The following is a 14,264-nucleotide window of genomic DNA, read 5'->3' as shown; positions in this document are numbered from 1 at the left end:
TCACGCCTTTACTTCAAAAGCTGAACCGATTTCTGCATCTTCAGGAAGCACAAGAATCCCTTTTTCCTGAGGTGCATCCGGCAAAGCCAGTTCTTTTGCTGAACAGATCATTCCGGACGACGCCACTCCCCGAAGTTCCGCATCACGGATGACCATACCTGAAGGCATGACAGCCCCCACTTTTGCCACTACTACTTTTTGCCCCTGTTCAACGTTCGGAGCTCCGCAGACGATCTGCAATTGCTCGTCGCCGACAGCAACCTGGCATACATTCAATTTATCGGCATTTGGATGCTTGTCCTTAGCCTCTACAAAGCCGACCACAAATTTCGGTGAAAAATCCACTTCCAAAGTGAAATCGATCTCGTTTTTCGCTAAAGCATTCTGCAAAGAAGTAACAAGCGCTTCCGATAGCTCCACTTGCTCGCCTTCTGCCAATTCTGCATAACTTGAAGCATTGAACAAGTTGAACCCGGCGATTTTGCCGGCCTCATCTTTGATCAATGTTACATCCCCTGACTGCTCAGGATGGATTTTTTCTGGAGTTTCTGTTTGCAGTTGAACCAGCAGTACGTCGCCAATTCCCTGTTTATTATAAAATACATTCATTTTTTATCGTTCTCCTCGTTAGGTCTATTTTTCGCCATGATGAAAATTGGCTCCAGTTCGTCATTTTCATAAATGAACGATAAGGAAGTGATCGGCACTTTGCCATTGGTGAAGAAGTGCATGGCCATTTGCGCGAGCACGTCGTATCCCGTTTCATTTTGGATATCACCGATGATCAATACATCCTGATGGGGCACTGACACGGTCATATCGCCGGTGATTTTTGTTTTCATTTCTTTTAGGAAAGATTCATTCAGGATTCTTGATGCATCATAGCCATCATTTTCATTCAGAAAATAAAAGACATTTCCTGCAACATGGTCTTCTTTTACAGCGGTTTTCAATTTTCTCACTTGAAACTTCGCAATTTCCTTTATCTGCTCTTCTGTCAGACTTAATGAATTTACCACATTTTCGTCAATTAAGCGATAGGTAGTCCCCACGTCCAAAGCAAAATAAATGCGTGTTTCCGCTGTGTGTTCAGACGTTATGAACTTATGGCCTTCATTGGATTCTGTTGGAAAAGAAGTTGAGCGGATAACCGGAAAAATGTGTTCGGTCGATTTCATTTCGCCTTTCGCTTCCCGTTCCATTGCGTCGAAGGTTTCTGTTATCGTATAGACGATTTCCTGGATGGCCGCATCGCCTTTCGATTCAAATCGGTTGATCACCTGTGGCAAAGAAATGCTCATGCCTTTGCCAAGTTCCTTGTGGCGGATATGTGCAGTTTCTTTTTCACGGTCAAAGCGCCATTCCAATTGAGGACTCGGCATCCGCTCTCTAAGTATATTAAAAAGTTCAGTAGATTTCATCGTTGTTTGGCCTCACTTTCATAAATAAACGGTTCAGCCAAAGTCTAGGCGAACCGTCTGTAATGTTATTTTGGCAGATTCGAAATAAACCCTTCGATTTCTGCTTGTGTTTTACGGTCTTTGCTGACAAAGCGCCCGGTTTCCTGCCCATTTGAATAAGCAAGGAAACTTGGGATTCCATAGACATCCTGTTCGATGCACAAGTCGATAAACTGGTCGCGATCCACTGATACAAAAGTTTGGTCCGGAAACGCTTTTTCAACATCAGGCATTATCGGATCGATGACGCGGCAATCCGGGCACCACCCTGCTGTAAACATAAAAATAGCCGCAGGTTTTTTGGTCAATTCTTGAAATTCCTCAGTTGATTGTAAGTTTCTCATTTAGGTAATCTCCTATTCATCGGTATCTATGGAACGGACGGTTTTCATCATCCAGTCCATATTTTTCGGAATATCACTTTCTTTTGTAATAGTCGTCAATTTAACGCCGCCAGCACTGACTACAAGTTCCAGCTGGTCTTCCGCGATTTCCTTGACTGTAGCAAACCCGAAACGCCCGTTTTGCTGGAAAGTTTCATCGGCTACCCATTGCTGTTCAGGATCAGCTTTTTGCAGATCATAGAACAGGGTGCTCGTGGCTTTTTCATTCGGATTAATGAATAAAGCAAAAGACTCGCTGCCTTTTGTAATCAACCGGTTAAAATCGTCCGCAGGTTCTTCAATTTCATAGCCGCTAGGCATATACAAATCGATTTCCCCTACCGTCTCATTTGCACTTTCCGGCTGTTCTTCAAACGCTTCACGTGCGTTCGATACCCCTTGTACAACCCGTTCTTCCGGTGTTGCCATGCAGCCGGCCAACATACCCGACAGCAAAAGCGTTCCAAAAATCAATCTATATCGAGGCACGCTCATTCCCCCTAACGTTACTGCTATTTATTTTAAAGGTGTTTACAGGCACATGCAACTTAATCGCTGTCCCTCTGGTACTGTCCAATCAATAATTTGACTACATGGCTGAACATTTCCCCTCGATTGACGAGGCCATCCGTTAAGATGCCAATGGCGCCTTTATGCTGGCGGATTCCGCTTTCATTGGCATAGTCGTCCATGACCGGTCCAAGCTCAATCCCCGTGTGGAGCTTGGCCGCAATTTCTTCCGGCAATGGAATCTGGGCTCCGGCTGCTGTAAACAGACGCCCGTCTTTAGCTGCTAAGGCACCCCAGTTGCATAAATAGAGCGCGCCTTCCATCTCGTAGACACCGCCTTCCAGGCCAATGGCGAAATCATTGTCACCTAACGCGTTGTTTGCCCTATTCATTGCTCCCTGCCGTGTTTCCTGCTGGGAAAAAGGCTGCGCTGAAACATCCGATTCTGCATCTATCGCCGATAAATCGACGGACCAGTCCAAACTAGCAAGAACGCTGGACACGGCATTGATTTTTGCTGGATTTTTTGAGGCTATTGCTGCACGAATTTTTTTCATTTCCATTAGTCCTTTCAAAAAAAAAGAGCCCGAAGGCACTTTTCAGACATTTTCTTTGATGGTTTCAAGTGTTGTACGGTCGGACGCTTTAACAAGTTTCGTCAAGAGTTCTTTCGCCGCTGCATAATCATCCGTATGAATGATGGACGACGAGGTATGGATATAGCGTGAGCAGATGCCGATAACAGAACTTGGAATCCCTTCATTGGCTGTATGCACACGTCCTGCATCCGTCCCCCCTTGTGAAACGAAGTATTGATAAGGGATATTATGCGTTTCAGCAGTGTCCAGGATAAATTCGCGCATGCCACGGTGCGTCACCATGCTCTTGTCCAGGATGCGCAATAACGTTCCTTTGCCCAGCTGGCCAAATTCGTTTTTATCGCCTGTCGCGTCGTTCGCCGGACTGGCATCCAATGCGAAGAACAGATCCGGTTTGATCATAGCTGCTGCTGTTTGTGCTCCGCGCAGACCCACTTCTTCCATCACTGTCGCGCCGGAAAATAATTGGTTCGGAAGTTTTTCGTCTTTCAATTCTTTTAGAAGTTCAATCGCAAGACCACAGCCATAGCGGTTATCCCAAGCTTTCGCCATAATTTTCTTATCATTGGCCATTGGTGTGAACGGACTGAATGGAACAATTTGCTGGCCAGGTCGAATCCCCAGCGACAGGGCATCCTCTTTATCGTCTGCCCCGATGTCGATCAGCATGTTCTTGATGTCCATCGGCTTGCTCCGAAGTTCCTCGCTCAAAAGATGTGGAGGAATCGAACCGATGACGCCTGGAATTGTACGCTCTCCAGCAATGATATCCACGCGCGTTGCCAGCATCACCTGGTTCCACCAGCCGCCCAGAGTCTGGAACCGGATCATGCCATTGTCGGTGATTTGCGTCACCATAAATCCGACTTCGTCCATATGGCCTGCAACCATGATCCGTGGCCCATCCTGCTGTCCATCTTTTACGCCAAAGATACTGCCAAGATTGTCCTGGATCAATCGATCGGATACTTGTTCCAGTTCCTGCCGCATAAACTTCCGGACTGCATGTTCATTTCCGGGGGCTCCCGGCAGTTCGGTCAAAGTTTTAAACATTTCACGAGTTTCAGCATTCATATCAAAGTTCCTCCTAAATAAATTACCTCTATTAAGTTTAGAGCTTCTGTCTGACAATTTCCAGTTATATAATTCGTTTTTCGAAAGATTAGCGACATTCAAGCTTTCATTTCGCCCTTCAAAATATTTATGGTACAATTTATCCAGTAAGCAGAGGAGGGATTTTAGTGAACAATCGTGATTTACTTATTGGATTCGCTACAGGCGTAGCAGCAGCTTATTTGGTAAAAGAAGTGGTTGACCGCAAGGAAAAACTATACCCGGCAGATGATGTACTGAAAGAAGTCAAATCTGCATTTAAAGAAGAAGGCCCAATCGACGGTTCTTGGATCTTCATGAAAACCGAGCCTTACAAGCAACATGCGTTGACGACTGAAGTCTATAAAGGCGGCATCACCCGCCATAAAGAAGACGAACTCCAGCAGTTCGAGTTTTTGGCTGATGCTTTTACAGGCGCAGTAATCGAAGTCAAACAGGTATAAAAAAAGGAGCCGAATCGGCTCCTTTTTTATAGGACTTTTTCTTTGCGCTCAAGTGATTCGACAATTTCTTTGCCGTCCGCACTCCATTTCAGGATGCGGTAATAGGCATCATGGTAAAAGCTGAAATAATAGCCGTTTTCCAGCGCTTCTTTCATGAGCTTTTCTTTGGCATAAATCGAATCCATTGGATAATCATCGAATGCCAATACCCATAATGGATTTTGATGGGCGTGCGTCGGCATGATATCCGCCATATGAAGGATGGCTTTATTGCCGCTGGTCATCTTGATGACACTGTGCCCATCGGAATGGCCTCCGGTATGGATCAGTGTAATGGCACCAAATAAGGTTTTTTCGCCTTCAAAGGTTTCGACCTGATCGACGATCGGCTCCCAATTTTCTTTCCAGTAGGTGTTGCGTGAACGGATATTCGGATGCTGCATTTCATTCCATTCCACTGCAGAGACATGGATTTTAGCATTCGGAAAAGCGGAAACCAACTCTTCCCCCTGCCATTTCGTCAAACCCGCTGCATGGTCTCCGTGCAGATGGGTCATCAGGACCGTATCAATATCTTCAGCCGTCAAGCCAAGCTCCGCCAAATCCTCTTCAACACGCGACTGTTCAGAAACCCCTAAGTTGCGCATTTGGCGTTCCGTCAATTTCCCGGCGCCAAGGCCGCTGTCAATCAGGATATTGTGGCCATCGTATTGGACCAGGATCGGATGTGTCGGCAATTCGATTTGGTTTTTTTCATTGACCGGATAACGTTTTGACCAAACTACTTTCGGCACTACCCCAAACATCGCGCCGCCATCCAAAAAAGTCGTTCCCCCATCAAGCCAGGTCAGATTCATTTCGTGAAATTGAAATTTCTGCATTCCCTAATCCCCCTTGTCATGATCAACTAACTGAAAACTGTGCTTCCAACCGGTAAATCGGCTGGCCTTTTTTCGAAAACTTCTCTTCGTACTCCGTCATGATATTCCATTCAGGTTCATTGTCGTGAAGATCCAATGAGACATCCTTTAATAACATACCATATTCAGAAATGCTCGTAAGTGAATATTCAAAAAGTTTTCGGTTATCGGTCTTAAAATGGACTTCTCCCTTTTTAGGCAATACCGCTTCATAGAGTTTCAAAAAAGATTCGTGTGTCAATCTGCGCTTGGCATGACGCTTTTTCGGCCATGGATCCGAGAAGTTCAGGTAGAGCCTGTCCACTTCCCCTTTTTCGAAATAATCGGCGACGTTTTTCGCGTTGACTTTCAATAAGCGCAAGTTGGGAACACCCTTCTCCTCTTCTAAGATGGTCTCGAGCGCCGTAACGATGACACTGTCGAATAGCTCGATGCCGATATAATTGATAGCGGGATTGGCTTTTGCCATACCGATGATAAAACGGCCTTTGCCGGTTCCTGCTTCAATGTGAAGTGGATTTTTGTTGCCGAATACTTCCTGCCATTTCCCTTTTTGCTGCTCCGGGTCCGGAATGACGATCTCCGGATGTGTATCGATTAAATCTGCTGCCCATGGTTTAAATCGTGATCTCATGTTTCATCCTCTTTCTATTCCATTAATTTATTGAATTCCATTTTTTATGGCCGACCGTATAAACAACCGTTTCGTTTTGTGGGCTCATACCAGCATCATCGCCATCCACATGGCGGCAAATCGGTCTGTCGGTAGAAAGACGGAATTCCGGGCCGCTCATTTGGCTGAGCTCCTTGAAACGTGTATGTGCTCCGCTGAATACCGTACCAAAAACCAGCAAGAGTTTCAAACGCGAAATGTGGTGGACGACCGTCAATTCAAGCAATCCGTCATCTGTTTTCGATGTCGGGGATATTTTCATACCTCCGCCGAAATAGGGTTGGTTGCTGACGGTCGCCAGCCAGACATCTTTATAGACAACTGGAGTCCCGCCGTTTTCCACGGTTAAAGTGAATTTCTCGAACTTCAGGAACGTCCTGACTACATAAAGCAGATAGATCAGTTTCCCGAGGCCGACCTGGTTGAGCTTTTTCTTGATGATCGACCGGTTGACCGCAATGGAGATTGCCGCATCAAAGCCGATTCCTGAGCTGCTGACGAACTGATAACCCTCGCCATCGCGAAATTCGCCGAGGTCTTCCTTACGGGAAAAAGGCTGATTGAGAAACTGTTCAATTTCCTGTGCATCTTTGAACGTTCCATAAGCTCTCGCAAAATCATTGCCGGAGCCTGCCGCTACAGAGCCGATCATCAGCTCTTTCGCTCCTGCTGCCCCCACGACGATTTCACGCAAGGTTCCATCTCCACCGAAGCCGATCAACAAGACTGGCTGCTGCAGTTCCCGGAAGCCGGCCGCTATCTCGGTGGCATGTCCAGGAAACCGGGTAATGAGCTGTTCGAATGGAAACTGGATGGTTTTTTCAAAGTGACGCCATTTCTTTAGCGCTCTGCCATTACCCGCGACCGGATTGATGATAAATACTGTTTTCATAAACACTCGCCTTTGGACGTATTAAATGCCGGTGCTCAACGGATAATTCGCGATCTTTTGATAACGCGGATTTTCCATTGGTGCAATTCGAAACAGTGAAAACTCCGTCACTTCGAATAGCATTTTGTCGACTGAAAAATGCATTTCTGCCGGATCGCCGCCAGCCCATTTGCTGGCCAACGTAATATGCGGCACAAACTTCTTTGAATCAGGGCGGATCTGCAGCGATTTCAGATTTTCGAGCACCTGCTGCTGCAGTTCCTCCAATTCCTTGCTGTCTTCAAGAGAGGCATAAATCACTCGGGGAGTTGCAGGATTGCCGAATTTCTTAATGCCATCAATGGTCAGGCTGAATGGCTGCTGATCAATCCCTGCAAGCAGTTTTTCCACCTGATCGATTTCATCGTGCACATCTTCGCCGATGAACAAGAGCGTGATATGCATATCCTCCGGCGGCGTTTGCCTTTTATGGCTCTGTAAATTCCAGGAGCGCCGCTCTTCATCCAACTTCTCCGCAATAGCTGACGGAATTTTTATCCCAATAAAATAATGTGGTTTCATTGTCATCACCTGGCTTCAGTTTACCATGCCACGAGACACAAAAAAATAGTGATTGGCCGGGGCCAATCACTTTTCTCAAGAACTGTATCTGTTTACGATTTTACGCCCACTCCAACGCGTGCTTCAAAAGCGGTCTGCAGTTTACGGGTCAATTCCCCGGGTACACCTTGACCGACTTTTTGGTCGCCGATTTCAACGATCGGCATCACTTCAGAGGTTGTGGAAGACATGAAGAATTCGTCCATTTCGAGTGCTTGCGTTTTCGTGAAAGCTATTTCTTCCACTGGAATGTCCAGCTCTTTGCACAGCTCAAGAATGACTCTTCTCGTAATGCCATTCAAAATAAGGTTATTGGCAGGATGGGTATATAGAATGCCATCTTTAAAACCATACATATTCGATGAACAGCCTTCTGTCACGGTTTCACCACGATGCAGAATGGCTTCAAAAAACCCTTCTTCGGTAGCTTCCTGTTTGGCCAGCACATTGCCGAGCAGATTCAGGCTCTTGATGTCGCAGCGCAACCAGCGGATATCTTCGATGAATTTAGCTGTTACGCCGGATTTCATGCTTGCAATCGGGCGTTCCACCGTTTTGGTATTGCCGGTGATGACCGGAGTTGCCTGAGTCGGGAACTGGTGCTGGCGTTCTGCGGCACCACGGGTGATCTGCACATAAACCTGGCCATTATCGATATTGTTCATTTCAACAAAATCATACATCATTTTATGGAATACGTCTTTTGTATGCGGAATGACGATTTTGATTTTATCGGCGCTTTCATAAAAGCGGTCAATATGCTCTTTCGCTGTAAACAGATTGCCGTCGTAAACGCGAATCACTTCATAGATCCCGTCTCCAAATTGATAGCCGCGATCTTCCTTCGAAATCACCAAATCCTCTTCACGAATAAACTCTCCATTATGCAATATCATATCCATATCCATTCCCTCTTTCCTCATTTTTTACAAGCTAATTGGTAAATCGCTTCCGCGTAGATCGCAGTCGCTTTAATTAAGTTGTCGATGTCGACAAATTCATCCGCTTGATGGGCAACATCCGGTTCGCCTGGGAACAGCATACCGAAAGCCACTCCTTTATCCAAAACACGCGCATAGGTGCCTCCACCAATAGCGATTAGTTCTGCTTTGCTGCCGGTCTGCTTTTCATACGCGTTTTGAAGCGTCTTAATGAACGGATCGTTTTCGTCCACATAATGAGGCGGAGAATTGGACGCAATGTCCACTACGAAATCCTTTAACTGGTAGGCAGCCATCTTCTCTTCAAATGGGTAACTGACGGAATACCGCATGCTGACATTGATCATGGCGGTTTTGTGTTTCTCAAAACGGATAATTCCGGCATTGAATGTCGTATCCCCTGACTGTTCATCCGTAAAATCGAGGCCGAGCTTGCGGCCCCGTGAATCCTGATAGAACGTGTCTGCAACGAATGCAACAAATTTCTGGCCGTCGCCTTCCAACCGGTCCTTCAAAAACAGTGCCAAAAGAATGCCGGCATTGATGCCGTTATCCGGTTCCATCGCATGCGCTGCTTTTCCGTTAAGGGTCAACTCGGTTGAGCCGTTATGCTGTTCGACCACCCCTGTCACCTGATGCTCTCTGCAAAACTCCTTGAATTCTTCCTGCCACTCCTCCAGCTGGCCATTTAAAATGGCTGTCGCCTTATCGGGCACCATATTGGTCCGGTACCCAGCAATAAATGATTCCAGGATGGCATCTTCATACATCGAAAAAGTCGAAAAAACCAGATTGGCGATGCCTTTTTCCGCATTGATAATGGGGAAATCAGCGTCTGGCGCAAACGCCATCGTCGGCATTTCTTCCGTCTCGAAATAGCCTTCTACACAACGGAAGCCGCTTTCTTCGTCGGTCCCGATGATCAACCGGATCCGTTTGGTAAATTCCACATCCGCATCTTTCAGCATATTCAATGCTGTCCAGGCGGCAATTGTCGGTCCTTTATCATCGATGGCACCGCGGCCATAAAGACGACCGTCCTGAATTTCTCCACCGAACGGGTCTTTGGTCCACCCTTCGCCAACCGGCACGACATCGACATGCCCTAAAATTCCGAGTAATTCTTCACCTTGTCCAATTTCCAGATGTCCTGCGACATCCGCTACATTTTTTACCGAATAGCCTTGCTCTCTTCCTTTTTCCAAAAACCAATCCAATGCCTGCTTAACTTCTTTTCCAAAAGGAGCTGTTGGCGTTGTTTCGTCACTCAACACGCTGGGAATTGCCACTAATTCCTGTAATTCACGCAGCATGGTTTCTTTGCGTTTTGTTGCTTCTAGCAGCCAATCCATGTTTCACACTCCTTTTTGTTATGGCTATTGTACACCTTTTTTCAGTAATTTAAAGAATTTGTCTCTAATTTGCATAAAAAATTCTGTCTTTCTAATGTTATTTTTGTGTAAAAATAAAGGAAAATCCTAGAATTCGAGATGTTTTTCCGCTATAATCTAATTGTCAGACTAGTAAGAATGACACATCTTTTTAGGAAAAGGGGCTGTCTTTGGCATCTATCATAAACCTGCTGTATAAACCTCAGCACATCGTCCGCTAGTCTTTGCCAATGGGAAAAAAGATGAAGGAGTGGTTCTATTACTATGAAACCTACAACCGATCGCATGCTCATTCGAATTAAAGATATGTATAAGTACATTCTCGAAAATGGGACTGTAACGACGCAAGATCTTGTCGACGAATTCGGCATCACTCCTCGCACCATTCAAAGAGATTTGAATGTGTTAGCCTTTAACGACTTGGTGACCAGCCCAACTCGAGGCAAATGGACAACGACGCAACGGAAAGTGAAAATGACGTCCTGAAAAGATTTCCTAAACAAAGAAAATGACCGCAGCTATGCGGTCATTTTCTTTGTTTTAAACTGTTTACTTCTTCTTCCGTCAAATGCCGGTATTCCCCGAGATCAAGCTCCGGATCAAGGCTTAACGGTCCCATCGATAAACGCTTCAAGTAAACCACCTGTTTGCCGACACTCTCGAACATCCGCTTAACCTGGTGGAACTTGCCTTCTGTGATGGTCAATTCGATTTTGGAAAAAGCACCGCTTTCGAGAATGTTGAGGCTGGCGGGCTTCGTTACATAACCGTCGTCCAGCGTGACGCCCTCCTCGAATGCTTTTGTATCTTCTTCTGTAACAATTCCTTCGATCTTCGCATAATAGGTTTTGTCCACATGCTTTTTGGGCGACAGTAATTCATGTGCCAATTTACCATCATTGGTCAGCAACAGGAACCCTTCGGTATCCTTATCCAGACGTCCGACCGGAAACGGTTCGAAATGCCGGTCTTCTTCCGCCAACAGATCTATGACTGTCTGATCGTATTTATCTTCTGTCGCCGAAATGACGTCCTGTGGTTTGTTCATCAGCAGATAGATGAACTCGGTATAGGCAACCGGCTCTCCGTCGACCAGCACTTGGTCAGCGTGTTCATCGACATGGACTTTCGGGTCACGGACGACTTCGCCGTTCACTTCCACCGCTTTTGTCTTCAGCAGGATCTTGACTTCTTTTCTGGAACCGAAGCCCATATTGGATAGGTATTTGTCTATACGCATGCTGTCACTCCTAAAAGCCTAATTTCCGGGAAATTCTTGTTATTTTCGAGCCAAGCAATTTTTGCGCCAAGCCGGTTTTCAAACCGAGATAACCGTAAACGATGGCACCCACGCCACCGATCAGGATAATGCGCAGCATTGACAGGAATTTATTGTCCAGCCCGATGAATAGATCCAAACCTGACATCACCAGGTAAACCGCACCGGCCATGATCAGATTCAGGATAACGATCAAGATGACACGTCTTCCGACCATCTGCGAGCGATAGTTCATCGTTTTGACGATGACCAGCATATTCATGCCGATGGCCACCAGATAGCCGATAATCGTCGCTGCGATGGCGCCATCTGTTTCAAAACGTTCGATGAGCGGAGTGTTCAAAATCCATTTCAACAATAAGCCGAGAGTTAAGTTGATGATGATCCATTTTTGTTTGTTGATGCCCTGGAGGATTGAGGCCGTTACCGGGAAGGCCGCAAACAGAATAGCCACCGGCAAGTAATGAGCCAGGATTTCAGAACCTACATCACTGACTTCATAGAAGACATGATACAGTTCGTCGGATAACATCGTCATGCCGATAACGGCAGGCAAAGTCAGGAACAGCAGGACCTGTATTGACTGGTCCAGTGTCCGCGACACTTGAAGATGTTCATTGCGGGTAAAATGCTTGGTGATCAACGGAATCAAGGCCATTGAAAATCCAGTGGCCAGCATGACCGGAATCATGACCAGCTTATGGGCCGTCAAGTTCAAAATTCCAAGCAGGTCGATTTCTGAGAAATTGCCGCCGGAACTCATCGCCCGGTTGAAAGTCATCAGATCGACAAATTGGAACAAAGGATTGGCGATGCCGAGGAAAATGACAGGAATCGCATAGATGACGATTTCTTTGTACATATCCCGCAATTTAACATCGTAGGATTCAACTGAATTGGCCAAGAGGCGATTGTATTCCGGCTTTTTCTTTTTCCAGAAATAAGCCAATGTGACGATTCCGCCAAGTGCTCCAACGGCCGCAGACAATACAGCAAATTGAATGGCTGTTTTCGGTGTGCCGCCAAAAATATAGATGACCGCAAACGCTCCGCCCAATAGGAAAATGATGCGGACAATCTGCTCGACCAGCTGCGAAACCGCCGTTGGCATCATGTAGTTATAGCCTTGGAAAAACCCTCTCCATAGACTCATGAATGGAACGACGATCAACGCAAAACTGACCCAACGGATCGCTTCCGTAACATCCCCGACTGAATAGATTCTTTCATCTTCGGAAATGGTGATGCGGGCAAGCGGTTCTGCAAAGAGGTAAAGCAGGAGGAAAGCAACAAAGCCGGTGACCATCATGGTCAAGAGGCCTGACTTCAATAATCTCCTTCCGGTTTCATAATCTCCGAGGGAATTGTATTTGGCGGTGAATTTCGAGAAAGCGATCGGGGCTCCTGAAATGGCCAGTGCCAGCATCAGGTTATACGGTATGTATGCGTATTGATAAAGACCGATATTGTCTTCTCCCACCATGCTGTAGAACGGGATGATATAAATAACGCCAAGGATTTTTGATAAAAACAAACCCAAGGTTAAGATGGCTGTACCTTTAATTAATGACGACATTTTGCACTTCCTGACTTGTTCATGATAAAAGCAATCTACACGATAGTTTACACCTATAGAAGAAATTACTCAACGAGTTTCGCATCATCGTGTATACTGAAAGAAAAACGAAAGCGAGTTCTTATTTTATGTATGACGTTATAATCATCGGCGGGGGTCCCTCCGGTTTAATGGCATCGATTGCCGCAGCTTCCAATAACCAAAAGGTTTTATTGATCGAAAAGGGTAAAAAATTAGGGAAAAAATTAATCATTTCCGGCGGTGGGCGCTGCAATGTGACCAATCGCCTGCCTCTTGACGAAATTGTGAAACATATTCCAGGGAACGGCCGTTTTCTGCACAGTCCGTTTTCCGTATTCAATAATGAAGACATCATTTCTTTTTTCGAAGGACTCGGCGTCGCTTTAAAGGAAGAAGATCACGGCCGGATGTTCCCGGTATCCAACCGCGCACAGGATGTGGCTGATGCCATGTTCAAGGAAATGGACCGGCTGAATGTCACCGTGCTGCTCGACTCGCCTGTCAAGAAGCTGTTGATGACGGATGACAAAGTAACAGGTGTCCGCCTGCACACCGGCGAAGAGTATACCTCTAAAGCAATCGTCGTAGCGGTAGGCGGAAAAGCGGTCCCTCAAACGGGCTCTACGGGAGACGGCTACCCTTGGGCGGAAAAAGCGGGGCATACTGTCACCGACCTTTACCCGACCGAGGTGCCGCTGCTGTCGAAAGAACCGTTTATCGTCAGCAAGGAACTTCAAGGCCTTGCGCTGCGTGATGCAGCTGTAACCGTCTTGAATAAAAAAGGCAAAGTTCTCGTGACACATCAAATGGATATGCTGTTTACCCATTTCGGATTGAGTGGACCTGCAGTGTTGCGCTGCAGCCAGTATGTCGTCAAGGAAATGAAGAAAAACGGCGGCCAGCCTGTTGAAATGCGCATCAATACCCTTCCGGATGAAAATGCGGAGTCCGCTTTCCAGTTGCTCTTTAAGATGATGAAGGACGAACCGAAAAAATCGCTGAAAAATGTCTGGAAGAGCCTAGCACAGGAGCGCTGGCTGCTATTCCTTCTTGCGCGTGCAGAGATAGATCCTCAATTGACCGGCGCGGAACTTGCCAGCGATAAAGTGCGTGCATTTGCGCAGCAATTGACTGCTTTCAGCATGTTTGTCAACGGCACTCAGCCGATTGAGAAAGCTTTTGTTACCGGCGGCGGTGTGTCCATCAAGGAAATTGAACCGAAGACGATGGCTTCCAAAAAGAAACCGGGCTTGTATTTCTGCGGTGAAATTTTGGATATCCATGGTTATACCGGTGGCTACAACATCACATCTGCACTCGTGACCGGCAATGTCGCCGGCCAAAGTGCAGCACGGTTCGCTAAGGAAAGCCAGGTAGAAAGCGGAGTTTAAGAACAACGACATCGATAATATAAAAAGAGTCAGACTGGAAATTCTCCAGTCTGACTCTTTTTATGTTTCATA

At 46.3% G+C, this 14,264-nt stretch carries 17 protein-coding genes; 3 read left to right on the top strand and 14 right to left on the bottom strand.

Going from position 1 to position 14,264, the window contains the following annotated elements; all coding sequences use genetic code 11:
- The 6 genes from ytpR to K8U60_RS15550 form a co-directional block, all read right to left on the bottom strand.
- Entirely contained in the window at positions 1-609 is a 609-nt protein-coding gene (gene ytpR / locus K8U60_RS15575; RefSeq protein WP_223642165.1) for a YtpR family tRNA-binding protein, read from the bottom strand.
- A complete protein-coding gene (locus K8U60_RS15570) occupies positions 606-1,421 on the bottom strand; it encodes a DUF1444 family protein (RefSeq protein WP_223642164.1) in 816 nt (271 codons plus the stop codon). Before K8U60_RS15570 ends, ytpR begins: the two co-directional genes overlap by 4 nt.
- A 65-nt stretch (positions 1,422-1,486) precedes the next feature.
- Complete coding sequence (locus tag K8U60_RS15565) at positions 1,487-1,804, bottom strand: thioredoxin family protein (protein WP_223642162.1); 318 nt, start codon at positions 1,802-1,804, stop codon at positions 1,487-1,489.
- Between the two features lie 12 nt (positions 1,805-1,816).
- Complete coding sequence (locus K8U60_RS15560) at positions 1,817-2,338, bottom strand: hypothetical protein (protein WP_223642160.1); 522 nt, start codon at positions 2,336-2,338, stop codon at positions 1,817-1,819.
- A 53-nt stretch (positions 2,339-2,391) separates the two neighbouring features.
- Positions 2,392-2,910, bottom strand: a complete 519-nt coding sequence (locus K8U60_RS15555) for a DUF84 family protein (protein WP_223642158.1) — start codon at positions 2,908-2,910, stop codon at positions 2,392-2,394.
- A 42-nt stretch (positions 2,911-2,952) separates the two neighbouring features.
- Positions 2,953-4,026, bottom strand: coding sequence for a M42 family metallopeptidase (locus K8U60_RS15550; protein ID WP_223642156.1), 1,074 nt, complete (start codon positions 4,024-4,026; stop codon positions 2,953-2,955).
- 167 nt (positions 4,027-4,193) lie between these two features.
- Here K8U60_RS15550 and K8U60_RS15545 point away from each other — a divergent pair, with 167 nt between their 5' ends.
- Complete coding sequence (locus K8U60_RS15545; RefSeq protein WP_223642155.1) at positions 4,194-4,508, top strand: PepSY domain-containing protein; 315 nt, start codon at positions 4,194-4,196, stop codon at positions 4,506-4,508.
- A 26-nt stretch (positions 4,509-4,534) separates the two neighbouring features.
- On the opposite strand, the gene K8U60_RS15540 is transcribed toward K8U60_RS15545, so the two are convergent.
- From K8U60_RS15540 to pepV, 6 genes are all read right to left on the bottom strand, one after another.
- On the bottom strand, positions 4,535-5,389 hold the full coding sequence (locus K8U60_RS15540) for a YtnP family quorum-quenching lactonase (protein WP_223642153.1): 855 nt from the start codon (positions 5,387-5,389) through the stop codon (positions 4,535-4,537).
- Between the two features lie 22 nt (positions 5,390-5,411).
- Positions 5,412-6,062: a tRNA (guanosine(46)-N7)-methyltransferase TrmB gene (gene trmB / locus K8U60_RS15535; protein WP_223642151.1), complete on the bottom strand. Its 651-nt coding sequence runs from the start codon at positions 6,060-6,062 to the stop codon at positions 5,412-5,414.
- A gap of 22 nt (positions 6,063-6,084) precedes the next feature.
- Positions 6,085-6,993 carry a diacylglycerol/lipid kinase family protein gene (locus K8U60_RS15530; protein ID WP_223642149.1) on the bottom strand — a complete coding sequence of 303 codons (909 nt, stop codon included), beginning with the start codon at positions 6,991-6,993 and terminating at the stop codon, positions 6,085-6,087.
- 21 nt (positions 6,994-7,014) lie between these two features.
- The gene (thpR, locus tag K8U60_RS15525; protein WP_223642147.1) at positions 7,015-7,554 is read right to left on the bottom strand and encodes an RNA 2',3'-cyclic phosphodiesterase; all 540 of its coding nucleotides are present in this window, start codon (positions 7,552-7,554) and stop codon (positions 7,015-7,017) included.
- Positions 7,555-7,646: 92 nt separating this feature from the next.
- Entirely contained in the window at positions 7,647-8,495 is an 849-nt protein-coding gene (gene dat, locus K8U60_RS15520; protein WP_223642145.1) for a D-amino-acid transaminase, read from the bottom strand.
- A gap of 17 nt (positions 8,496-8,512) precedes the next feature.
- Positions 8,513-9,886: a dipeptidase PepV gene (gene pepV, locus K8U60_RS15515; RefSeq protein WP_223642143.1), complete on the bottom strand. Its 1,374-nt coding sequence runs from the start codon at positions 9,884-9,886 to the stop codon at positions 8,513-8,515.
- 303 nt (positions 9,887-10,189) lie between these two features.
- On the opposite strand from pepV, the gene K8U60_RS15510 reads away from it, so the two are divergent.
- Positions 10,190-10,411, top strand: coding sequence for a DeoR family transcriptional regulator (locus K8U60_RS15510; protein WP_142829443.1), 222 nt, complete (start codon positions 10,190-10,192; stop codon positions 10,409-10,411).
- Positions 10,412-10,451: 40 nt separating this feature from the next.
- Here the strand turns inward: K8U60_RS15510 and K8U60_RS15505 are convergent, their stop codons facing one another.
- Together K8U60_RS15505 and K8U60_RS15500 are read right to left on the bottom strand one after the other, a co-directional pair.
- The gene (locus K8U60_RS15505) at positions 10,452-11,165 is read right to left on the bottom strand and encodes a pseudouridine synthase (protein WP_223642141.1); all 714 of its coding nucleotides are present in this window, start codon (positions 11,163-11,165) and stop codon (positions 10,452-10,454) included.
- Between the two features lie 10 nt (positions 11,166-11,175).
- The gene (locus tag K8U60_RS15500) at positions 11,176-12,780 is read right to left on the bottom strand and encodes a putative polysaccharide biosynthesis protein (protein WP_223642139.1); all 1,605 of its coding nucleotides are present in this window, start codon (positions 12,778-12,780) and stop codon (positions 11,176-11,178) included.
- Between the two features lie 128 nt (positions 12,781-12,908).
- Between K8U60_RS15500 and K8U60_RS15495 the strand changes: the two genes are divergently transcribed.
- Positions 12,909-14,192: a BaiN/RdsA family NAD(P)/FAD-dependent oxidoreductase gene (locus tag K8U60_RS15495; protein ID WP_223642138.1), complete on the top strand. Its 1,284-nt coding sequence runs from the start codon at positions 12,909-12,911 to the stop codon at positions 14,190-14,192.
- The last annotated feature ends 72 nt before the right edge of the window (positions 14,193-14,264 follow it).

The sequence above is a fragment of the Planococcus circulans genome (genome assembly GCF_020023385.1).
In the GTDB taxonomy this organism is placed as follows: domain Bacteria; phylum Bacillota; class Bacilli; order Bacillales_A; family Planococcaceae; genus Planococcus.
Note: the sequence above shows the minus strand (reverse complement) of the source record. Positions and strands in the feature narration are given on the sequence as shown.